General features: G+C 71.2%; 22 protein-coding genes. 8 read left to right on the top strand and 14 right to left on the bottom strand.

From position 1 onward, the window contains the following. Nucleotides 1-5 precede the first annotated feature (5 nt). From AA23TX_RS10995 to AA23TX_RS10950, 9 genes are all read right to left on the bottom strand, one after another. Nucleotides 6-2,108, bottom strand: a complete 2,103-nt coding sequence (locus AA23TX_RS10995; RefSeq protein ID WP_155542436.1) for a hydantoinase/oxoprolinase family protein — start codon at nucleotides 2,106-2,108, stop codon at nucleotides 6-8. Between the two features lie 9 nt (nucleotides 2,109-2,117). After that, nucleotides 2,118-3,707, bottom strand: a complete 1,590-nt coding sequence (locus tag AA23TX_RS10990; protein WP_155542435.1) for an FAD-dependent monooxygenase — start codon at nucleotides 3,705-3,707, stop codon at nucleotides 2,118-2,120. Next, a complete protein-coding gene (locus AA23TX_RS10985) occupies nucleotides 3,704-4,447 on the bottom strand; it encodes an alpha/beta fold hydrolase (protein ID WP_230862422.1) in 744 nt (247 codons plus the stop codon). The genes AA23TX_RS10990 and AA23TX_RS10985 overlap by 4 nt, the downstream gene beginning before the upstream one ends. 103 nt (nucleotides 4,448-4,550) lie before the next feature. Continuing rightward, complete coding sequence (locus AA23TX_RS10980; RefSeq protein ID WP_230862421.1) at nucleotides 4,551-5,867, bottom strand: MFS transporter; 1,317 nt, start codon at nucleotides 5,865-5,867, stop codon at nucleotides 4,551-4,553. A 294-nt stretch (nucleotides 5,868-6,161) separates the two neighbouring features. Next, on the bottom strand, nucleotides 6,162-6,755 hold the full coding sequence (locus AA23TX_RS10975; RefSeq protein WP_155542433.1) for a TetR/AcrR family transcriptional regulator: 594 nt from the start codon (nucleotides 6,753-6,755) through the stop codon (nucleotides 6,162-6,164). A gap of 160 nt (nucleotides 6,756-6,915) precedes the next feature. Continuing rightward, the gene (locus AA23TX_RS10965; RefSeq protein ID WP_155542432.1) at nucleotides 6,916-7,773 is read right to left on the bottom strand and encodes a VOC family protein; all 858 of its coding nucleotides are present in this window, start codon (nucleotides 7,771-7,773) and stop codon (nucleotides 6,916-6,918) included. 5 nt (nucleotides 7,774-7,778) lie between these two features. Next, nucleotides 7,779-8,594, bottom strand: coding sequence for an alpha/beta fold hydrolase (locus tag AA23TX_RS10960; RefSeq protein WP_155542431.1), 816 nt, complete (start codon nucleotides 8,592-8,594; stop codon nucleotides 7,779-7,781). Between the two features lie 77 nt (nucleotides 8,595-8,671). After that, a complete protein-coding gene (locus AA23TX_RS10955) occupies nucleotides 8,672-9,310 on the bottom strand; it encodes a TetR/AcrR family transcriptional regulator (protein ID WP_155542430.1) in 639 nt (212 codons plus the stop codon). Between the two features lie 84 nt (nucleotides 9,311-9,394). Beyond that, the gene (locus AA23TX_RS10950) at nucleotides 9,395-9,823 is read right to left on the bottom strand and encodes an organic hydroperoxide resistance protein (RefSeq protein WP_155542429.1); all 429 of its coding nucleotides are present in this window, start codon (nucleotides 9,821-9,823) and stop codon (nucleotides 9,395-9,397) included. A 150-nt stretch (nucleotides 9,824-9,973) separates the two neighbouring features. On the opposite strand from AA23TX_RS10950, the gene AA23TX_RS10945 reads away from it, so the two are divergent. Together AA23TX_RS10945 and AA23TX_RS10940 are read left to right on the top strand one after the other, a co-directional pair. Continuing rightward, nucleotides 9,974-10,924, top strand: a complete 951-nt coding sequence (locus AA23TX_RS10945) for an oxidoreductase (RefSeq protein WP_230862420.1) — start codon at nucleotides 9,974-9,976, stop codon at nucleotides 10,922-10,924. Then, nucleotides 10,921-11,559, top strand: coding sequence for a chorismate mutase (locus tag AA23TX_RS10940; RefSeq protein ID WP_230862419.1), 639 nt, complete (start codon nucleotides 10,921-10,923; stop codon nucleotides 11,557-11,559). The genes AA23TX_RS10945 and AA23TX_RS10940 overlap by 4 nt, the downstream gene beginning before the upstream one ends. A 66-nt stretch (nucleotides 11,560-11,625) precedes the next feature. On the opposite strand, the gene AA23TX_RS10935 is transcribed toward AA23TX_RS10940, so the two are convergent. After that, nucleotides 11,626-12,225 carry a TetR/AcrR family transcriptional regulator gene (locus tag AA23TX_RS10935; RefSeq protein WP_230862418.1) on the bottom strand — a complete coding sequence of 200 codons (600 nt, stop codon included), beginning with the start codon at nucleotides 12,223-12,225 and terminating at the stop codon, nucleotides 11,626-11,628. A 92-nt stretch (nucleotides 12,226-12,317) separates the two neighbouring features. On the opposite strand from AA23TX_RS10935, the gene AA23TX_RS10930 reads away from it, so the two are divergent. From AA23TX_RS10930 to AA23TX_RS10915, 4 genes are all read left to right on the top strand, one after another. Next, nucleotides 12,318-13,067, top strand: coding sequence for an SDR family NAD(P)-dependent oxidoreductase (locus AA23TX_RS10930; protein ID WP_155542427.1), 750 nt, complete (start codon nucleotides 12,318-12,320; stop codon nucleotides 13,065-13,067). 86 nt (nucleotides 13,068-13,153) lie between these two features. After that, nucleotides 13,154-13,654 carry a TetR/AcrR family transcriptional regulator gene (locus tag AA23TX_RS10925; RefSeq protein ID WP_196425278.1) on the top strand — a complete coding sequence of 167 codons (501 nt, stop codon included), beginning with the start codon at nucleotides 13,154-13,156 and terminating at the stop codon, nucleotides 13,652-13,654. 13 nt (nucleotides 13,655-13,667) lie between these two features. Then, nucleotides 13,668-14,018 (top strand): hypothetical protein, encoded by a 351-nt coding sequence (locus tag AA23TX_RS10920; protein WP_155542425.1) that lies wholly within the window; start codon nucleotides 13,668-13,670, stop codon nucleotides 14,016-14,018. Between the two features lie 11 nt (nucleotides 14,019-14,029). Further along, nucleotides 14,030-15,043: an alpha/beta hydrolase family protein gene (locus AA23TX_RS10915; protein ID WP_155542424.1), complete on the top strand. Its 1,014-nt coding sequence runs from the start codon at nucleotides 14,030-14,032 to the stop codon at nucleotides 15,041-15,043. Here AA23TX_RS10915 and AA23TX_RS10910 read toward each other — a convergent pair. Beyond that, complete coding sequence (locus AA23TX_RS10910; protein WP_155542423.1) at nucleotides 15,022-15,471, bottom strand: hypothetical protein; 450 nt, start codon at nucleotides 15,469-15,471, stop codon at nucleotides 15,022-15,024. The genes AA23TX_RS10915 and AA23TX_RS10910 overlap by 22 nt on opposite strands. Before the next feature lie 122 nt (nucleotides 15,472-15,593). Here AA23TX_RS10910 and AA23TX_RS10905 point away from each other — a divergent pair, with 122 nt between their 5' ends. Further along, the gene (locus tag AA23TX_RS10905; RefSeq protein ID WP_155542422.1) at nucleotides 15,594-16,409 is read left to right on the top strand and encodes an endonuclease/exonuclease/phosphatase family protein; all 816 of its coding nucleotides are present in this window, start codon (nucleotides 15,594-15,596) and stop codon (nucleotides 16,407-16,409) included. Between the two features lie 112 nt (nucleotides 16,410-16,521). Here the strand turns inward: AA23TX_RS10905 and AA23TX_RS10895 are convergent, their stop codons facing one another. Continuing rightward, entirely contained in the window at nucleotides 16,522-17,397 is an 876-nt protein-coding gene (locus AA23TX_RS10895) for an alpha/beta fold hydrolase (RefSeq protein ID WP_155542421.1), read from the bottom strand. A gap of 95 nt (nucleotides 17,398-17,492) precedes the next feature. Here AA23TX_RS10895 and AA23TX_RS10890 point away from each other — a divergent pair, with 95 nt between their 5' ends. Next, on the top strand, nucleotides 17,493-17,948 hold the full coding sequence (locus AA23TX_RS10890) for a MarR family winged helix-turn-helix transcriptional regulator (RefSeq protein ID WP_230862416.1): 456 nt from the start codon (nucleotides 17,493-17,495) through the stop codon (nucleotides 17,946-17,948). 35 nt (nucleotides 17,949-17,983) lie between these two features. On the opposite strand, the gene AA23TX_RS10885 is transcribed toward AA23TX_RS10890, so the two are convergent. Both AA23TX_RS10885 and AA23TX_RS10880 read right to left on the bottom strand, forming a co-directional pair. After that, entirely contained in the window at nucleotides 17,984-18,472 is a 489-nt protein-coding gene (locus AA23TX_RS10885) for a hypothetical protein (RefSeq protein WP_155542419.1), read from the bottom strand. A 75-nt stretch (nucleotides 18,473-18,547) separates the two neighbouring features. Then, a complete protein-coding gene (locus AA23TX_RS10880) occupies nucleotides 18,548-19,750 on the bottom strand; it encodes a cytochrome P450 (protein WP_155542418.1) in 1,203 nt (400 codons plus the stop codon). Nucleotides 19,751-19,778 lie beyond the last annotated feature (28 nt).

Below are 19,778 nucleotides of genomic sequence, written 5' to 3'. Positions count from 1 at the left end.
TGTCCTCACTGGTAGCGCAGCACGAGGTTGCCGAGGTGGTCGACGCGACCGGTGACGCCGGCGGGGACCACGACCACCGTGGTCGGGACGTCGACGATCGCGGGTCCGACGAGCTCGTGGCCCGCGCGCAGCCGCGCGTAGTCGTAGACCGGGGTCATCACGAAGCCGATCTGCGAGTCGAGGCAGACCGACCGCTCCGAGAGCAGCGCCTCCGCCGGGTCCGGGCCGTCGGCCTCGGGGACCACCGGAAGCCGGACGGGGAATCCGAGGCCGGCCTTGGCCTGCACGCGGTAGGTGATCGCCTGCACGCCGGCTTCGCGGTATCCGGCGCCGCTGCCGTTGATGCGCTCGTACTGCTCCTCGAAGCGCTCGAGGATCTCCTCGCCGGTGCGCTCGGTGAACTTCGCGTCCGGGACGGCCGTGGCGAGCTCGGTGACCTGCATCGAGTACCGCAGGTCGATCTCGCGGTGCAGCGACACGTCGTGGAACTTCACCTTCTGCCGGTCCAGCGCGCGCTGCAGGTCGGCCTCCAGCCGGCCGAAGTGCGCCTCGAGCACCGCGGGCTCGACCGGGAACGACGACGGATCGGACAGCTCGGCGCTCAACGCGACGTCCGAAGCCGCGAGCCCGTAGGCCGAGAACGCGGACGCCACCGGCCCGAGCGGCACGACTACCGCGCTCACACCGAGGTCCTGGCAGTACCCGGCGCAGTGCGCGGGCCCCGCTCCCCCGAAGGCGTAGGCGACGAAGTCGCGCGGGTCGTAACCGGCCTGCACGACGGCGCGCCGCAGCAGGTCGCCCGCCTGCGCGTTCTGCACCTCGTGGATCGCGATCGCGGCTTCCTCGACCGTGAGGCCGAGCGGCTCGGCCACGTGCTCGCGGATCGCCTCCCGCGCCAGGTCCATCCGCAGCGGCTTACGGCCGCCGAGCAGGCCGCGCTCACTGAGGATGCCGAGCACCAGGTTGGCGTCGGTGTTGGTGGGCCGGGTGCCGCCGTTGCCGTAGCAGGCCGGACCGGGGACGGCTTCGGCGCTCTGCGGGCCGAGCCGCAGATTCCCGCCGGCGTCCACGGAGGCGAGCGCGCCGCCGCCCGAGCCGATGGTGTGCACGCGGATCGTGGCCGCGTTGATCGGGAACTGGTTGACGATGGAGCCCGGAGCCATGACCGGCTCGCCGTCGACGATCAAGCCCGCGAGGAACGTCGTGCCGCCGACGTCGGTGGTGATGACGTTGCGGTGGCCCAGTTGCCCGGCCAGGCGCATCCCGCCGATGACCCCGCCGGACAGGACCGAGCCGACCGTGGTGATCGCGTGCTCGGGGGCGCGGTCGGCGGTGATGGTGCCGCCTTCGCTCTGCATGACCAGCAGCGGTCCCTTGAGCCCGCCCGCCTCCAGCTGCTTCTGCAGCGGCAGCAGGTAGGTGCGCAGCCGCGGGCCGACCTGGGCGTTCATGATCGTCGTCGAGGTTCGCGCGAACTCACGGATGCGGGGACTGACCTCCGAGGAAAGCGTCACGTACATGTCCGGCGCGATCTCGTGGATCAGCTCGCGCACGCGCCGCTCGTGGCCGGAGTTCTTGAACGACCACAGCAGGCAGACGGCGATCGCCTCGACCCCTTCGTCCACAAGGGACTGTGCGACGCGGCGCACCTCGTCCTCGTCCAGCGGTACGAGGACCTTCCCGGCGTGGTCGATCCGCTCGGTGACCTCCAGCGCCCGGTACTTCGGGATCAGCGGCGCGGGCTTGCGCTGCCGCAACGTGTCCTGGATTTCGTGCGCCGAGCGGCCGAGGGTGCGGCCCTCGGCGTTCATGATGTAGATCGCGTCGCGGTGACCCTTGGTGGCGATCAGCCCGACGTCGGCCACCTGGCCCTGCACCAGGGCGTTGATCGAGGCAGTGGTGCCGTGGGCGATGTAGTCGGTCCGCGAGAGCAGCTCGCCGACACCGATGCCGAGCTCGCCGGCGAGGTCTTCGATCGCGCGCATGACGCCGACCTCGCGGTTCGGCGGGGTCGTCGGGGTCTTGGCCGAGACGATCCGGCCGGCGCCGTCGGAGGCGACCGCGTCGGTGAACGTGCCGCCGACGTCGATGCCCAGTGCGTATGGCATGTCCGTTCCTTACCGCTGGCGGGCGGTGACGCGCCCGGTGACTGTGTGCAGGAGTGCCGTGGGGTCCTCGTCCGCCGCGCCCATCCAGGCGACGTGCTGGTCCGGGCGCACGAGCAGCAGCGCGGCGGGGTAGCGGCCGGGCAGGTCCACGACGGCGAGCGGAATCCCGAGTTCCCGGGCCGCCAGCGTCCAGGACGTCGTCCCGGTTCCCGGGTCCGTGCGCAGCAGGGTGAAGCCGGGGCCGAGGAGGTCGAGCACCGACCGGCCGTCGTCGAGCCAGGCGTGCGGCAGCCGGAACCCGGGCCGCGCCCGATCCTGGTAGTCCCCCATGGTGATCTCGGCCTGGTCTTCCCCACCGACCACCAGCGGCGAGCCCGCGTAGTGGTAGCCGAAGCTGAAGCCGTCGGGGGAATACCGGCGCGGCTCGGTGACCGCGAGCCGCTCGGCGAACGCCGCGCGCGCCCGCTCGCCTTCGGGGCCCGTCAGGTGGATGTCCGGCGAGACGTCCGCGAACGACGTCCGGGCCTGGGCTCCCACCGCGGTCGCGAACTGCTCACCGACCGGCCTGCGCTCCGGTTCGTACGCGTCCAGCAGCTCCGGCGGTGCCCAGCCGTGGTGGACCGCCGCCAGCATCCACGCCAGCGCCGCGGCGTCCTGGATGCCGGCGTTCATGCCGAACCCGCCGACGGGGATCCAGACGTGGGCGGCGTCCCCGGCCAGGAACACCCGGCCCTCGCGGTACCGCCGGGCGACCAGCCGTCGCCCGGTCCAGCGCACCACGCCGAGCACCTCGTGCTCGACGGGCCTGCCCACCGACTCCCGCAGCAGCTGCTCGGGGTCCTCGCCCCCGGTGTCGTGGCCGGGCGCGAAGGCGACGTGGTTGAGCCACAGCTCGTCGCCGTCGATGGCGATCAGCGACGCGATCCGGCGGCCGTAGGTCCAGTACGTCCAGGCCCGGTCTTTCGCGGCCAGCCGGCCCAGCTCGGGTGACCGGACGAAGGTCGAAACGAACTGCTGGATCGCGTCGACGCCTTCGTACCGGATGCCCAGCTGCCGCCGGACGGTGCTGTGGGCGCCGTCGCAGCCGACGACGTACGCGCACCGCAGGGTGCGCTGCTCCCCGCCGGTCTCGACGACGGCCTCGACGTGGTCGTCGTGCTGCCGCAGCTCGACCAGCCGCGTGCCGCGCTCGAAGGTCAGCCCGGGCAGCTTGCGCGCGTGCTTTTCCAGGATGGGTTCGAGGTACAGCTGCGAGATCCGGTGCTGCGGCTCCGGCGTCGGCCAGCCGTCCCTGCCTTTACCCGCCAAGACGTCGTGCGCGGTCGGCAAGTCGATGCGGAAGATCCCCTCGCCGTCCAACGTCGTGCGGTACTGGATCGACGTCGGGTAGTCCTCCGGCAGCCCGGCCCGGCGGATCTCGTCCGCCAGCCCGAGCCGCCGGAAGATCTCCATCGACCGCGCGGAAGTCGTGTTGCACCGGGGGTTGACGGGCCGCTCGTCGGTGGCCTCGACGACGTGGCAGGGCACACCGCGCCGCGCGAGGTCGATGGCGAGGGTCAAGCCGGCCGGCCCGGCGCCGACGATCAGGATTTCGTTCATGCGCTCAGGAACTCCCCTACCAGCTTGGTGAACTCGTCCGGGCGGTCGACGTGGATCCAGTGCCCGGCGCCCGCGACCACGTGCAGGCGACCGTGGGGCAGGGCGTCGGCGAGGCGTTCGGAGACCTCGACCGGCTGGACCCGGTCGCGCTCCCCGTGCAGGGCGAGCACGGGGGTGGTGAGCTTGGCCGGGTCGACGGGCGGCGGGCCGCCCGCGGCGTCGGCGAACATGGCGCGGAACGCTCCCTCCGCGGCGGGACGAAGAGCTTGCCTCAGCCGGAGATCGGTGAGTTCGTCCAGGAGTCCTTCGTGGACGCTCTCGTCGGCGACCAGCCGGCCGAGGGTGGCCCGCATGGATTCCTTGGTCGGGTTGTCGTAGAAGGGAACCGCCGGCGGCAGCGGCCCGGTCCCGGCTCCGCCCATGACCACCGCGCGCTCGACGCGGTGCGGCGCCACGGCCAGCAGGGCCAGCGCGGCGGCGCCGCCGGCCGCCGAGTTGCCGACCAGGTGCACGCGGTCCAGGCCGTGGCGGTCGAGCAGGTCCAGCACCTGCCGGGCCCGGGCGATCGCCCAGGCGTGCGGCCCGCGAAGCCCGGCCGTCCCGGCGATCTGCGTGCCGAACCCGAGCAGATCGGGAGCGAGGCAGTCGAACGCGCCGTCGAACCCGGCCCGCACGCTCGCCCAGTTGCTCGCGGCGTCCACGCCGGGCCCGCCGCCGTGGAGCAAGACCAGGGCAGGCACGTCCGTCCTCCTTTGTGGATGGTACGTCGGTTCGCGGCTCACGGCAGCCGCCACGAGGGCTTCCCCGCAGGTACAGCGGCGTTGTGGTCCGGTTCGAACTCGTTCACGCGTCCGCCACCGCGCTTTCGGCCGGCCGGTCCGCGGTGGTCCGGGCGGAGCGTCCGAACCGGGCGAGCAGGAGCGTCGCGACCGCGCCGATGACGCCGGGGATCGCGAAGAAGCGGAACATCGAAGCCGGCGCCCAGCCGGCCTGCAGCAGGAACCCGGCGAGCAGGGGCGCCAGGACGGCACCGAGCCTGCTCACCGCGACCGCCATGCCGAGGGCGGTCGCGCGGGCTTCGGCCGGGTACAGGCTCGGGATGATGACGTTGATCCCAGTCACCGTCCCGTTGAGGAACAACCCGACGAGCACCGCCACGACGAGCGCGATCGCCAGTGTGCCGAGCGAGAAGGAGAACAGGATGAGCGCGAGGGCGCCGATGCCGAAGTAGGCCGCCGTCAGCCGCCGCGGGCCGATCCGGGACACCAGCAACCCCAGCAGCACCGCGCCCGTCACTCCGCCGAGGCTGAGGAGGACGCCGCCGCTGATGCCCTGCCGGCTCGACATCCCCGCCTTCAGCAGCAGGCTGGGCGTCCACGAACTGGCGAAGTAGAACATCAGCTGCGCCGAGACGAAAGCCACCCAGACCAGCACGGTCCGCACCGCGTTGCTCCCGCGGAACAGCGAGTCGAGGACCACCTTGCGCGTCGTCGCGGCGGACGGCGCCGCGGGCAGCTCCTCGACCGGCGTGCGGCCCATCGAGACGAGGATCCGGTTGAGCTTGTCCAGGGCCCCGCGGGGTCGGCGGGCGACGAGGAAGTCCATCGACTCGGGCAGGAACCGCAGCGCCACCGCGAAGAGCGGAGCCGTCAGGACGGCGCCGAACACGAAGACCGACCGCCAGCCGAACGAGCCCAGCAGCACGCTCGACGCGATTCCGGCGATGACCGAACCCAGGCCGTAGCCGGTGGTGATCAACGCGACCACGAGCCCCCGGCGGCGGTGGTTCGCGTATTCGGACGTGAGCACCGGCAGGCTGGCCGCCATCGCCCCCACGGCCGCCCCCGTCACCACCCGGCACGCGAGCAGCTGCCCGAAGTCCTGCGCCGCGGCGGCGGCGAGCATGCCCAGCGACGCCAGGGCGAGACAGGCGAGGGTGAGCCGGCGGCGTCCGACGCGGTCGGCCAGCGGAGCGAGGAAGAGCCCGCCGATGGCCATGCCGGCCAGCCCGCCGCTGAGCAGCACGCCCACCGCGGACGGGGACAGGCCCCACTGCCGGGTGATCGACGGCCCGACGTAGGAAGTGACCAGCAGGTCGAAGCCGTCGATCAGGTTGATCACGAGGCAGAGCGCGACCGCTCTCACCTGGGCGCGGCTCATCGGTGAATTCTTCACCTGGTCAAGGACGTTCAAGGAAACCTCGCTTCGTTGCGGCGGCCGGTTACGTCCCCCCGGGGAAGCTCTGTATGTAGCGCTCACTATACAACTTCCGAGACGGGTTGACCAGCGCTCGCGACGCTGAGCGTCAGTCCACAGTGGAGTACGGCGTCAGGCGGTTCGGCCCGCCGACGCGGAACCCGGAATCACTCGCTGTATGGAGCGATCAGTACACAAGTCACCGTAGCGACGACCCGGGCGATCGTCAAGACCGAACGTTCTCCCCCCGGAGCGGGGTCACTTCCCCGCGGCCTCGAGACGGTGCCGCAGGAGCCCGTCGACACCCTGGAGGAACGTGTCGCAGACCTCGGCGGGATCCGACAGGCAGCCCGCCGTCATCGCGCCGTCGCGCAGCATCACGAAGTGACGCCCCGCGAGCTCCGGCGCGGTCTCCCCCACCTGCGCGAGCAGGTCCGTGACCGTCCGGCGGAACCACTCGCGATGAGCGAGGACGGCCTGGTGCACCGGGTGGGCGGGATCCGGGTATTCCGCCACGGCGTTGAGGAAAGCGCAGCCCCGGAAGTGCGCCGACCCGATACCGTCGGCGATCGACCGGGCGATCGCCCGCAAGCCGTCGGCCGCCGGCAAGCCACCGGCGACGACCTTGTCGACCCCTTCGCGCTCCATCTCGTGGACACCTTGGAGGTACGCGACGACGAGGTCGTCCTTGCTGGGGAAGTGCCGGTACAGGGTGGCGCGGGTGACCTTCGCCTCAGCGACGATCCGGTCGATCCCCACGGAGTGCAGGCCCTCGGCGTAGAAGATCCGCGTGGCCGTCGCGAGCAGCCGCGACCGCGCTTCGGAGACCTGACCTCGAGCGTTCTGCACCATCTTTCGAGTGTAGCAGAGAGAACGTTCGGTACTCCCCTGCTTGATCAGGAGGCGCTCCAGCCTCCGTCCAGGACCAGTTCGGTCCCGCTGACCGAAGCGGCTTCGGGCGAGCACAGGTACGCCACCGCGCCGGCGACGAGGGCGCGGCGACCCGAGAGGCTCACGACTTCGGCGCGGCGAACGGGTTCGCGTCCGCGTGGTGGTGTCCCCACTCGTCCGAGCGCCCGAAGTCGTGCGGGACCCAGTCGTCGCCGACTTCGATGCCGCCGCAGCCGATCTCCAGGTGGAACCCGCTGGGGTTGCGGACGTAGAAGGAGATCGCCTTGTCGTTCATGTGCCGGCCGAGGCTGATCGAGATCGGCACCTCGTGGGCCTGGGCCCGGTCGTAGGCCCGCCCGACGTCGTCGATCGAGCCGTGTTCCAGCTCCAGGTGGTGGATCGACGCGGTTTCCGCGTTCGCGAGCGCGATGCTGTGGTGCGTCCGGTTGCAGCGGAAGAAGAACAGACCCGGCGCACGGTAGTCGGTCAGCTTGAACTCGAGCACGGACTCGTACAGCTCCCGCAATTCGGCGAGCCGGGGACTGGCGAGCACGAGGTGGCCCAGGCCGGTCACGCCGGCCGGCCGGTCGACCCCCAGGCGCACCTTGGCTTCCCCGACCGCCAGCTCCACGCGGTAGCCGACCGGGTCGGTGAACCAGCGCAGCTGCGTGGCACCGCGCAAGCCCTTCTCCTCCACGGAGCCGTCCGCGACGGCGAACCCGGCGTCGGTGAGCCGCTGGGTCAGCCGGTCCAGCTCGCGCGGTGAGTCGACGATCCAGCCCAGCTCGCGCGGACGGTCCTCAGTGGACGGACGAAGGGCGAGGCGGTACTTGAACTCGTCGAGCTCGGCGAGGGCGATCTCGTCCGTGCCGGACTTGGCGTGGGTGACCCCGACGCCCAACGTGCGCCCGAGCAGGTCGGTCCACGCGTCGAGGTCGGTGACGTCGAGACCGACGTAACCCAGCTTCCTGATTCCCACGCGTGTCACCCTTCCGCCGCGGCGGCCGCGCCGCCCTGCAGGAACTCGCGGACGATGTGGTTGAACTCGGGGGCGCGCTCGTACTGGACCCAGTGCCGGCAGTGCGGCAGCACCCGCAGCTCCGCGTTCGGGATGCCGTCGAGGATCCTGGGCGCCCAGGTCAGCGGGACGGTCTGGTCCTCCCGGCCCCACACGAGCAGCGTGGGAGCGGCGATGCGCCCCAGATCGGGCGTCAGGTCACCGAAGTTCGGGGGAATCGGCAGCTCGGGATGAGCTCGGAGGCTCGACTCGTACCGCTCGTCGATGAGCGCCTCGGTCGCCAGCGACTCGTCGTACACCATCAGGCGCACGAACTCCGCCATCGCGTCACGTGACGGCTTTTCCGCGGCCATATAACCGAAGAGGCGTTCGAGGCCGACGGGCCACGGCGGCGCGTCCGCCGGGAGGACCCCACCCGGCGCCATGAGCACGAGCCGGTCCACGCGGTCGGGGTAGCGCATCGCGATCCGCATGGCCACGGCACCGCCGTAGGAGTTGCCCACCAGGTGGGCTCGCTCGATCCCGAGCGCCGTCATCGCCCGGCACACCCGGTCGGCAGCGTGGAAGATCAGCGGCTCGTCCGTCTCGGGCCGCGGCGACTCGCCCCAGCCCGGCAGGTCGACCACGATGTTCCGGTGGTCGGCGAAGGCGGGCAGGTTGCCGCCGAAGTTGCTCATCCCGGTGGCGCCCGGCCCCGATCCGTGCAGCCACACGACCGGGCGGCCCGAACCGGCCTCGGTGTAGGCCAGCCGCGCGTCACCGACATCCAAAGTGCTCGTCACTGTGCCGCCTCATTCGTTGTATGTAGCGCTCACTATACAACGGAGGGCGGCGTTTTCAAGGTCGATCAGCCTCGCGGTCAGCGCTTGCGCTTCGCCGCCCGCTGGTCCGCCAGGCCGCGGATCAGGGCGACGAACGGGGCGACCTGCGAGCGGTAGCTCATGCCGTCGAAGCTGTTGGCCACGGAAAGGCCGTCCGTCAGCGCGCGACCGAGGACGGCCAGCTCCTGGACGAGGGCTTCGTTGTTCTTGCCGCCGTTGGGGGCGAAGATCGGGGTGAGCGCGGCCACCCAGGAAGCGTGGGCGTAGTCGCGGATGCGGCGCACGGTCGCCTGCACCGCCTCGGCGTCCTTCTGCGGGCCGACGCTGATGGCGACCAGCAGCTGCAGATAGTCCGGCCGCCGGTCGAGGGAACCGCAGGCCGCGGAGAACCACGCTTCGAGGCGGTCGAGCGGCGCCCGGTCGTCGAACGACGACGGGTTCGGGAACAACGCGTGCAGCTCGTCGAAAGTCCGCTCCAGCAGCGCCGCGAGCACACCGAGCTTGTTGCCGAAGTGGTAGTAGATCGAGCTGGGCGGCAGCCCGGACTGGGCACTCAAGTCCGAAATGGCCATGCCGTCGTAGCCCTTTTCCCCGACGAGGGCGCGCGCCGCGTTGAGAATGACCTCGCGGCTGCTCAACCCGGGGGCCGTCGATGCGGAGCTGGAATCCCTCGCCATGCGGCCATGATAGGTCCGCGGCGGCCCCGCTCCCCCACCGGGAGCGCCGGGCCGGCGGGTCTTCCGCCGGCCCGGCCGCACGGTTCAGGCGACGGTCGCGTCGACGGTCACCGGGATGTTCCCGCGGGTCGCGTTGGAGTACGGGCAGATCGCGTGGGCGCCTTCGACGAGCTGGTCGGCGGTCGCCTGGTCCACACCGGACAGCTCGGCGTGCAGCGCCGCGCCGAGGGTGAAGCCCCCTTCCGGCGTCGTGTGCACCTGGACCTCCGCGACGACGGCGGAGTCGGTGACCTTGACCTTCCGCTGTGCCGCGACGGCCTTCAGCGCCGAGTGGAAGCACGAGGCCCAGCCCGCCGCGAACAGCTGTTCCGGGTTGGTCGCGCCGCCGGGGCCGCCCATTTCCTTGGGGATCGCCAGGGAGAGGTCGAGCAGGCCGTCGTCGGTCCGCGCCTGCCCTCCCGCGCGGCCGTCGCCGGTCGAGGTGGCGATGCCGAGGTACAGGGGCTTGGTCATGAGGGGGTCCTTTCCCGATCGCGGACAATTCGCGATACCGAACGTTCTATCCCGCTCACTATGAACCCGCGGACTCCGCCACGTCAAGACCGAACGTTCTATCTTGAACGTGCTATAGTGATCGCTACATACACGTCGAAAGGTGCGCCCGTGAAACGGCACCACTGGTCCGCCGAAGACATCCCCGCCCAGCACGGCCGGACCGCCCTCGTCACCGGCGCCAGCACCGGGCTGGGCTTCGCGATCGCGGACGCCCTCGCGCGCCGCGGCGCCGACATCGTGCTGGCCTGCCGCGACGCCGGACGAGCGGCCGCGGCGGCCGACCGCATCCGGGCCGGCTCGCCCGGCGCCGTCGTCCGCACCCTGCTGGTGGACTTCGCCTCGCTCGCGTCGGTCCGCGCCGCCGCCCGGCGGCTGCACGACGAGTACGACCGCCTCGACCTGCTCGTGAACAACGTCGGCGGCTTCCGCGTGCGGTACGCGGTCACCGAAGACGGCTTCGAATCGACCATCGCCGTGAACCACCTCGGGCCGTTCGCGTTCACCGGCCTGGTGCTCGACCTGCTGACCGGAACCCCCGGGTCGCGGGTGGTGACGATGGGCAGCAACGGGCACCGGCAGGGCGCGATCGACCCGGCCGACCTCGACCCCGAACCCGGCCGCGCCTACCGGTTCGTGGCGGCCTACAACCGGGCCAAGCTGGCCAACCTGCTGTTCGCGCACGAACTCGACCGCCGCCTGCGGGCCACCGGTACCCCGACGATCGCGGTGGCCGGCCACCCGGGCCTGGCCCGGACCGAAGGCGGGCGTGAGCTGAACGCGCTGGTCCGGGCCGCACTCGACCCCAAGGTCAACCCGCTCGCGCTCGCCCTGTCCCAGAGCGCGGCGAAGGGCGCGTTGGGGCCGCTGCGAGCCGCCACCGACCCGGCCGCCCGGGGCGGCGACTACTTCGGCCCGCGCGGACGCACCGGCTACCCCGAGCCGGTCACCTCCAGCGCGCTGTCCCACGACGCCGGCCTGCAGCGGCGGCTGTGGGAAGCGTCCGAGCAGCTCACCGACGTCAGCTATCTCCCCATCCAGGAAAGCGAGGCAAGCAGGTGAAGACGAGCACCAAGGTGGCCCGCGGCATCGCCGCCACCGCACTGACGGTGGCCGACACGATGACACTGACCGTTCCCCCGGCCACGGCCGCCGAAGTTCCCGCCGGGGCCGCGCTGACGGCGAACGGCTCGCTCGGCAGGCTCGGCCCGCTGACCGACCTCGTCGTCGAACGCCTGCGCGTGGGCGACGACGTGGCGGCGGCCAAGTTCGGCACCGGCTCGCCGATCGACGACCCCGCACGCGAGGAGCAGGTGCTGAACCAGGTACGCGCCCAGGCCGGGGCCATCGGGCTGGACCCGGACGCGGCGGCGGCGTTCTTCCGCGACCAGATCACCGCCGGCAAGGTGGTGCAGCGGGGACTGTTCGCCCGCTGGACGGCGCACCCGGACGAGGCGCCCACCACCCGCCCGGACCTGGGACAGATCCGCACGCGACTCGACCAGCTCACCACGGACCTGCTCGCGCGACTGGGGTCCACTGTGGACATTCGCGCCGAGCGGATCCCGTGCGTCGTGCAGCTCGTCCTGGCGACCGGTTCGGCGGTGGTCCTGGAGCGGCTGGACGCGCTGCACCGCCAGGCGCTCGGCACTGCCGTGCACTCCGTGTGCCGGCCTGCGGGATCGCCCGCGCCGTGAACGTCCACACGGGACTCGCCGCCTCCGGCCGTTTTGACGGGACATCCCGCCTGCGGCCCTGAGCGCTCAGGCCGGCGGCCAGTTCCGCAGCGCGAGCTCCGCCACCCGCCGCAGATCCTCCCGGGTCGCGCCGCCCGCCGCCTGGACGGCCATGCCGTTCGCGATCGTCATGACGTAGCGGGCGATCAGCTCCGGTTCGGCGTCGGCGGGCAGATCACCCTCGTCGACGGCCCGCTGGAAGCGTTCGCGCAAGTACTCCTGGCCCAGCGCGCGCCACGCGGCCAGGGTGTCGTGCGCGACCTGCCCGGTCGCGCCGACGGCCAAAGCGCCCTGCACCCCCAGGCAGCCGGCCGGGAACCCGGGCCGGGTGTTGGCCAGGACCGAGCCGGCCAGGAACAGCGTCGCCACCTCGTGCGCGGTGGGAGCTTGCAGTGCTTCGACGATGTAGGCGCCGGGGCCTTCGGTGTAGCGCTGCAACGCCAGGCGGAAGAGGTCTTCCTTGTTGCCGAAGGCCGCGTACATGCTCTTGCGGGAAATCCCCATGGCCTCGGTCAAGTCGGTCAGGCTGGCCCCGTCGTAGCCCTGCTCCCAGAAGACCACCATGGCCTTCTGCAAGGCCGCTTCGGCGTCGAACGCCCGCGGCCGGCCCACCTGCGCCTTGTCCACCACCACATCCTACCGCTTGTGCACCGATCGGTGCAGAAGCTGCTAGGGTCGACTTCGGCACCGATCGGTGCACAATTATCCGGAGGTCGAGAATGCTGAGACTGGAAGGCAAAACCGCGGTCGTGACCGGGGGCGGTACGCGCGGGATCGGCCGGGCCACCGCCGCCCGGCTGGTCGCCGAGGGCGCGCACGTGTTCATCACCGGACGCCGCGAGACCGAACTGGACGAGGCGGTGGCGGCGATCGGCGGGACGGTGACCGCGGTGCCGGGTGACATCACGGACCCGGCCGACCTGGACCGCCTCTACGAGCGGGTCGCGGGTCGCGGCCAGGGCCTGGACGTGCTGTTCGCCAACGCGGCCACCGCCTCGTTCGCCACCATCGAGACGATCACCGCCGAGGACTTCGACCAGGTCTTCGGCGTCAACGTCAAGGGCACCGTCTTCACCGTCCAGAAAGCGCTTCCGCTGCTCAACGAGGGCGCCTCGGTGATCATCAACGCCTCCACCGCGGCCGACCGCGGCACCGCGGGCTTCGGCGCCTACGCGGCATCCAAGGCGGCGTTGCGGACGTTCACGCGCGTCTGGGCGAACGAGCTGAAGGACCGCGGGATCCGGGTCAACGCCCTCTCCCCCGGCCCGACCGACACCTCCGGGATGACCGAGCTCATGGGCGAGGAGAACGCGCCGGCGTTCAAGGCCGCCGAAGCGGCCCGGATCGCCATCGGACGGCTCGGGCGCGTCGAGGAGGTCGCGGCCGCCGTGGCTTTCCTGGCTTCGCCCGACAGCAGCTTCATGCTGGGCGCCAACGTGTACGTCGACGGCGGCGAGAACCAGATCTGAGCCCGAGCCGGCCATGATCGGCACGAAGAAAATTTGAGGAACGGTCGTTCTTGACTGATCGTTCCTCAAAAGGCTATCGTCGTGGCATGGGCAGGCAACGGGCGTTCGACGAGGACGAGGTGGTGCGCGCCGCCGTGGGGTTGTTCGGCGGCCGCGCGTACGACGGGGTGTCCGTCGACGACCTCGTCACCCACCTCGGCGTGCACCGCAACAGCCTGTACAAGACGTTCGGCAGCAAGCGCGGCCTCTACCTGGTCGCCTTGCGCCGGCACCTCGCCGACGACGTCCGTCCCCTGGCCGAAAAGCTCGCCGCGGCACCGGATGCCGCGACCGCGCTGCGGCTCATCACCTCGGCCGACCTCGGCCTGCTGCTGCTCGCGGCGGTCGAACGGGCGCCGGCCGACGACGAGGTGGCCGCCGAAGTGAACGCGGCGCTGGCCGCCGTCGACCAGGCGATCGCCGACGCGCTCGGCATTTCCACCGTCCTGGCGGCCGCCCTCACGGCGGCCGCACTGGGCATCCTCCTGCGCGGTAACCCGGACGGTGTCGCCGCCGCACTCGCCCAAAGCTTCCATTTTCCCGGCTGACAAGGAAACCGACATGGCACTGGTCCACATCGACGGCGACGACCTCGTTGTCGTGATCGAAGGTCTCGACAAGCTCTGGGCCTTCAAGAGCAGCCTGAGCATCCCGCTGGTCAACGTCCGTGGCGCGACCGCGGATCCCGGCATCGCCGCCGATCCCAAGGGAATCCGCGCGCCGGGTGCCCACGTGCCCGGCGTCATCACGGCGGGCACGTTCCACCTCGACGGCGAAAAGGTCTTCTGGGACGTCAAGGATCCGTCGAAGGCCGTCGTGATCGAACTCGCCGACGAGCGCTACGCCCGCCTGGTCGTCCAGGTCGACGACCCGCGCGCGACCGTCACGCTGGTCGAGAACGCTCTGCGCTGAAAGGCGAACCGATGCTCCCCCACCTCGCCGCGGTCGCGATGTCGCTGGCCGCCGTGACCGCCACCCCGCCCGCCCTCGTGCCCGCCGCCGATCGCGAGATCGTCTTCACGATCGACGGAACCGCGACGTACGGCACCCTGCACGTCCCCGAACACCGCGCCGGGCAACGGTTGCGCGCCGCACTGCTGCTGCCCGGCAGCGGCCCCACCGACCGCGACGGCAACCAACCGGCCGCATCCCCGAACACCCTGGCCCAGGTGGCCGGCGCGCTCGGCGGCGACCGGGTCGCCACGCTGCGGTTCGACAAGTACGGCACCGGCCGCACCGGCCTCGGCGCCTACCGCGACCACCCGGAAACACTCGACTACCCGGCGTTCGTCCGTCAGGCGAAAGCCGCCTACGAGTTGTTGCGCGACCAGCCGGAGACCGACCCGCACGCGCTGCTGGTCGTCGGGCACAGCGAGGGCGCGATGACGGCGTTGCTGCTCGGCGGCACCGTCCACCCGCGCCCGGCCGGCCTGGCACTGCTGCAACCGCAGGCGATCCGCCTGCTGGACCTGGTCGCGCTGCAACTGCACGCCCAGACCGCCGAGGCGGCCCTCACGCCGGAGCAGCAGCGGGCCATCGACACGGCGATCGACGCCGCCGTCACCGCCCTGCGCGAACACCGGCCGGTCGACACCACCGACCTGCCGCCCGTCCTCGCACGGCTCTTCACGGCTTTCCAAGGAGCGAGCGGCCGGTTCGTGGACAGCGACGACGCCGTCTACCCGCCGGACGCCGCCGCGGCCCTGCGTCCGGGGACCCGGGTGCTGCTGACCTGCGGCACGAACGACACCCAAGTTCCTTGTGCCACAACGGATGCCTTGACCGCCGCCCTGCGCCGCGCGCACGTGGGCGGACCGGGCCGGGTGCCGCTGCCCGGAGTGGACCACCTGCTGCACGACGCCGACCATGCGGACACTCTCGCCCCGGCCGCGCTCGACGTCCTGCACCGGTTCGGTCAGACGCCGGGCCAGAGCTGAACCAGCCAGCCCTCGACGCCTTCGGCGTAGGACCCTTCCTCGAGTTCCGCGGCCTCGACGCGCCGGCCGGAATGCACACGGGCACGGTGCAGACCGGGACGGCCGATGGTCAAGACGTTCGGCGACTGGATCGCGGTGACCGACTGCAGCCGAACCAGATCACTCAGATCGCAGGCGACCTCGACCACCTGGTCCCAGTCGCCGAGCCCCGGCAGCGGATCGACGTCCCAGAGTTCCAGCCGCACGGCCGGGTAGTGGTCGGTCCCGGCGCTGTGGAGCAGAAGCCCGCCCGGACCGCCGACCGCGAGCCAGTCGCCCCGCGGCACGGGCAGGTTCAGCGCAGTGCGGGTCATCGGGATCTCCTGCAGGAGGAACTGGCCGTACTCGACTTCGATGCGGTCGTCGATCGCGGCCACCAGCGTCGGCATCCCCACGCTCCTTCCTTTGTCCGGCGGTACATCGTGAGGGTATTGGGGTCGCGAAGAGCGAACGCGGCGCCGGCCGGTTTGCTGGCTCCCGGCCGCCGCTCGGCGGTATCGTCGACGTCATCATGACCGTTGACCCCCTCCGGCCGTACGGGGCGCTGATCGAGTCGCGGCTCCGGCTGATCACCTGGAACGTCTGGGGCCGGTTCGGTCCATGGGAACAGCGGCAAGGCGGCATCGCCGCGGTTCTCGCCGAACACGCCCCGGACGTCTTGGCCCTCCAGGAGGCGTGGTCGGCGGCCGATCGGGATCAGGCACGGGAGCTCGCCGCCGCGGCGGGGCTGCACCACCACCGGTTTTCCGGCGATCGCGAGGAAGAAGGCGTGACGTCGGGCAGCGCGGTGCTTTCCCGCTGGCCGATCACCACAGTGGAGTCCTGGGTCCTGCCCGGACCTCCGGGCCATGAGGGCAGCGCGGTCCGGGCCGACATCGATGGCCCTCGTGGCCCGGTCCGGCTGGTGAGCGTCATGCTCGACTGGCCGTTGCACCACACCCGCATCCGGCAGGACCAGGTCACCGAGCTGGCACAGCGAGTGCGTGAACTCGGCCGCGGCGCGCTGACCGTGGTGTGCGGCGATTTCAACGCCACACCGGATTGCGACGAAATCCGGATGCTCACCGGCCGTGCCGCGGGCGCCGGGGTGTGCTGGCACGACGCCTGGGAATTCGCCGGCACCGGCCCGGGCCACACCTGGTCCACCGCGAACCCCTGGGCGGCGGCGGTGCTGCCTCGCGACCGGCGCATCGACTACGTCTTCTCGACCTCGTTCCGCCGGGGCGGCGCCGGGCAGCCGACCCGGGCACAGCTCCTCGGCACCGCGGCAGCCGGCGCGACGATGCCCTCCGATCACTACGGAGTGCTAACCGAGCTGCGCTACTGAGCCGGCGCTCAAGCCGATGGCGCCGTCGACGAGTTCACGGACGATGTCGGCGTGGCCGACGTGCCGGTTGATCTCGGCGATGTCACCCACCGTGTGCGCCGCCGATCGGTCGTCAATTCCGGTCGACGTCCGCGTAGAAGGACCGCAGAGCGGCCGCGAGCTGGTCGGGGGCTTCCATCGCCACGTAGTGCCCGATCCCTTCGATCCGTACCGCGGTCACGTCGGTGGCGACCTGCCGCAACGTCGTGGGTGTGAACTCCCCCGAGAACCCCGTCACCGCGAGCACGGGCATGTCCAGCTTCCGGACTGCGAGCTCGCGAAGTTCTTCGCCTTCCGAGATGAAGGACCGGTACAGGCCGGCGGCGCCGAGAAACGCGTGGGGTCGCGCATAGGAGCGGACGAGCTCGTCGATGTCGGTGCCGGTGAACGCGTCGGGGCTCGCGGCGAGCGAGGGGATCGCGTAGTCGGCGATGAACGCGCGCTCGCGTCCGGTGAGGAGCATCTCCGGGATGCCCGGGGCGGCGAGAACGCCGATGTGCCAGGCGCCGCCGTGGGCGACGTCGGCGAGCTTCTCGGCGCCGAATCCCGGAAGCCCGGTCTCGATCCCGGTGTAGCTGCGGACGAGCTCGGGGTGGGTGTTGGCGACGCGGAACGTCGTGGGGCCGCTGATGTCCTGGCCGGCGAGGTGCACCGGTCCGACGCCCAGCCGCGTGATCAGGTCGCTGAGGTCTTTCGCCGAGGTCGCGCTGTCGTGCTCCGGGGTGGCGGTGGCGGAGTCACCGAATCCGCGCAGGTCGACGGCGAACACCCGGTGGTGCTCGCTCAGCAGGGGGATCAGCTTGTGGAAGACCCACCAGGTCTCCGGAAAGCCGTGCACCAGCAGTACGGGAGACCCCGCGGTGCCGGCGGCCGCGTAGTGCAGCTCGGTGCCGTTGAGGCTGAGACGGTGGTGCTCGACGCCGGGGATGGTGGCGGCTGGGCGATTCATGAGCTTACTTCCCGTCGATAGACAAGTCACTTGTCGAACCTTAGAGGATGGACAAGTGACTTGTCTATCTCGGTGCGCCTCGTATGATCGACCGCATGGCGCAGTCCAGCGGCGCCGAGCTCGCGCTTCTGCTGCTCGGCGGGTTCCACACGATGGTCGACGAGGTGAGCGTGGAGCTGGCGAGACGCGGCCACGCGGGCGTCCGCCCGGTGCACGAGTTCGCGTTGCGCGCCGTGGACGCGGGCGCGGACACTGCCTCCGAACTCGGTCGCCGTCTGTCGGTCACCAAGCAGGCCGCCGCGCAAACCATCGCCACGCTGGAGGGGTTCGGCTACGTCAACCGCGAGCCCGATCCCGGCGACGCCCGCCGCAAGCGCGTACGAGTCACCCACCGCGGCCACGAGCTGATGACCATCGGCGGCGCACTGTTCGACGACGTGCGCAGCCGCTGGGCAGCCCGGATCGGACCCGAGCAGCTCGAAGTCCTGGAAACACACCTGGCCCAGCTCACCGAGCACCGCTCCTTCACGGCCGAGGACCTGCAGGACTGACCCGGCGAAGCCACTCCGTGACTGCCGATGGGGTACTAGATCGTCTCGAGCATGCAGATTTCGGTGAAGACGTGGCCCTCGGGGAGCACACGGAAGGACCCCTCGGTCCGGAAGGTGGTGGTGAGCGTGATCTTGCCGTTCCTGGTCCACCAGTAACCGTTGGAGTGGGACACGTAGCCGGCGGCCCTGATCCGCCCGGCGAGCGCCCGCCGGACCTCCGCCACCGTGCCGGGGCGGATGGTCTGCAGGCACATCGAAGCCTGGTGGCCGAGGACCGCCCACCGCCGCCGGCTCTCGTACACCAGCTCGCCGTCGCGCGCGCCGATCCGCGCGGCGAGTTTCCGCATCTCGCGCCACCGCCGCCGGATCGTGAACTCCATGCTGTACCCGGACACGACAACCAGGAACGTGACGACGAGTGCGATCGGGAACGCCCAGAGCAGCCACGGCCAGTAGTCCGTCCAGAGCCACAGCCCGGTCGCCAGCAGGACGTACGACAGCGGCAGCCAATAACGTCCACGCATCCGGCGCTCCCCAGCTCTGGCGTCCTCCCGGCAGGGTACGCGCGAGCGCTCCTTGGCAGACAACGATCCCGGGATTCACCACGTGATCAGGAGCCTTCGCAGTCCTCGGGTCAGGCTCTCGGGCTGCCACGCCAGCTCGTCGTCCCGCTCGGCCACCCGCAGGCCGGGCATCCTGGTCACCAGGGCGTGCAGCGCGACCTGCAGTTCCATCCTGGCCAGCGGCGCGCCGAGGCAGAAATGCGCTCCGCGGCCGAACGACAGGTGGCGGGCCGCTTCGGTGCGGTCCACGTCGAACCGGTCCGGGTCGGGGAAGACGGCGGGGTCCCGGTTGGCCGCCGTCACGACCGGGAACACCGTGGTGCCGGCTTCGACGGTCCGATCGGAGAATTCGACGTCTTCACGGGCCATTCGTGGCTGTCCGGCGTGTCCCAGGGCGACGACCCGGAGCAGTTCCTCGACCGCGTTCGGCACCAGGTCCGGCGCCGCCACCAGGCGTGCCCACTGGTCCGGGTGGTGGGACAACACCAGCACGGACTTGGCCAGCTGAGCCATGGTGGTCTCCTGGCCGGCGCCGATCAGCAGCAGCACGGTGATCAGCAGTTCGGCTTCGCTGAGCCGATCGCCGTCCTCGTCGTGCACCTGGGTCAGTCCGGAGAGCAGGTCGTCGCCGGGGTGGTGACGCTTGCGCTCGATCAACCCGAGCAGGTGCGACGCGGCGACGGCGCCGGTGGCCGCGAACGCCTCCTGGTCGAACGTGGTGGTTATGGACATGGCTTCGATGAAGGCGAGCAGGGGTTCGCGCTCGTCGTGGGCGATGCCGAGCAGTTCGCAGATCACGATGCCGGGCAGTGGTTCGGCCAGCGCGCCGACCAGGTCCGCCGGCGGTCCGGCGGCCAGCATCCGGTCCAGCAGGTCGGTCGCGACCGTCTCCACTCTCGGCCGCAGGAGTTCCACGTTGCCGATGGTGAACGCCTTGGCCACCAGGCGACGCAGTCTCGTGTGGTCGGGTGGGTCCATGTTCGGCATCATGTCCGGTGACTGCAGGCCGGGGACGATGGTGGGTGCGTCCGGTGTCGCCAGGGCGGCGCGGCTCATCCGGGGATCGGACATCGCGCGCTGGACGTCGTCGTAGCGGGTGACCAGCCGGACCTCGTGCCCGCCGGCCAACCGGACCCAGGGCACCGGGTCGGTGTGCAGCATCCGGATCGCCTCGGCGGCCGGGTCGGTCGAGGGTGGTGCGTCGAACGGGAACAGCGGTGGTCGACCCTGCGCTGTCATCGCGCTCTCCCGGTGCCGTGTCGAAGCG

Origin of the sequence: Amycolatopsis camponoti, from assembly GCF_902497555.1 — a bacterium.
In the GTDB taxonomy this organism is placed as follows: domain Bacteria; phylum Actinomycetota; class Actinomycetes; order Mycobacteriales; family Pseudonocardiaceae; genus Amycolatopsis; species Amycolatopsis camponoti.
This window is presented reverse-complemented; position numbering and strand designations above follow the sequence as displayed.

What these genes read in the sequence shown, in the direction of transcription:
- AA23TX_RS10995 (WP_155542436.1), bottom strand. Translation starts at nt 2,108, where the DNA reads ATGCCATACGCACTGGGCATCGACGTCGGCGGCACGTTCACCGACGCG.
- AA23TX_RS10990 (WP_155542435.1), bottom strand. Translation starts at nt 3,707, where the DNA reads ATGAACGAAATCCTGATCGTCGGCGCCGGGCCGGCCGGCTTGACCCTC.
- AA23TX_RS10980 (WP_230862421.1), bottom strand. Translation starts at nt 5,867, where the DNA reads ATGAGCCGCGCCCAGGTGAGAGCGGTCGCGCTCTGCCTCGTGATCAAC.
- AA23TX_RS10975 (WP_155542433.1), bottom strand. Translation starts at nt 6,755, where the DNA reads ATGGTGCAGAACGCTCGAGGTCAGGTCTCCGAAGCGCGGTCGCGGCTG.
- AA23TX_RS10955 (WP_155542430.1), bottom strand. Translation starts at nt 9,310, where the DNA reads ATGGCGAGGGATTCCAGCTCCGCATCGACGGCCCCCGGGTTGAGCAGC.
- AA23TX_RS10950 (WP_155542429.1), bottom strand. Translation starts at nt 9,823, where the DNA reads ATGACCAAGCCCCTGTACCTCGGCATCGCCACCTCGACCGGCGACGGC.
- AA23TX_RS10930 (WP_155542427.1), top strand. Translation starts at nt 12,318, where the DNA reads ATGCTGAGACTGGAAGGCAAAACCGCGGTCGTGACCGGGGGCGGTACG.
- AA23TX_RS10925 (WP_196425278.1), top strand. Translation starts at nt 13,154, where the DNA reads ATGGGCAGGCAACGGGCGTTCGACGAGGACGAGGTGGTGCGCGCCGCC.
- AA23TX_RS10920 (WP_155542425.1), top strand. Translation starts at nt 13,668, where the DNA reads ATGGCACTGGTCCACATCGACGGCGACGACCTCGTTGTCGTGATCGAA.
- AA23TX_RS10915 (WP_155542424.1), top strand. Translation starts at nt 14,030, where the DNA reads ATGCTCCCCCACCTCGCCGCGGTCGCGATGTCGCTGGCCGCCGTGACC.
- AA23TX_RS10910 (WP_155542423.1), bottom strand. Translation starts at nt 15,471, where the DNA reads ATGCCGACGCTGGTGGCCGCGATCGACGACCGCATCGAAGTCGAGTAC.
- AA23TX_RS10905 (WP_155542422.1), top strand. Translation starts at nt 15,594, where the DNA reads ATGACCGTTGACCCCCTCCGGCCGTACGGGGCGCTGATCGAGTCGCGG.
- AA23TX_RS10895 (WP_155542421.1), bottom strand. Translation starts at nt 17,397, where the DNA reads ATGAATCGCCCAGCCGCCACCATCCCCGGCGTCGAGCACCACCGTCTC.
- AA23TX_RS10890 (WP_230862416.1), top strand. Translation starts at nt 17,493, where the DNA reads ATGGCGCAGTCCAGCGGCGCCGAGCTCGCGCTTCTGCTGCTCGGCGGG.
- AA23TX_RS10885 (WP_155542419.1), bottom strand. Translation starts at nt 18,472, where the DNA reads ATGCGTGGACGTTATTGGCTGCCGCTGTCGTACGTCCTGCTGGCGACC.
- AA23TX_RS10880 (WP_155542418.1), bottom strand. Translation starts at nt 19,750, where the DNA reads ATGACAGCGCAGGGTCGACCACCGCTGTTCCCGTTCGACGCACCACCC.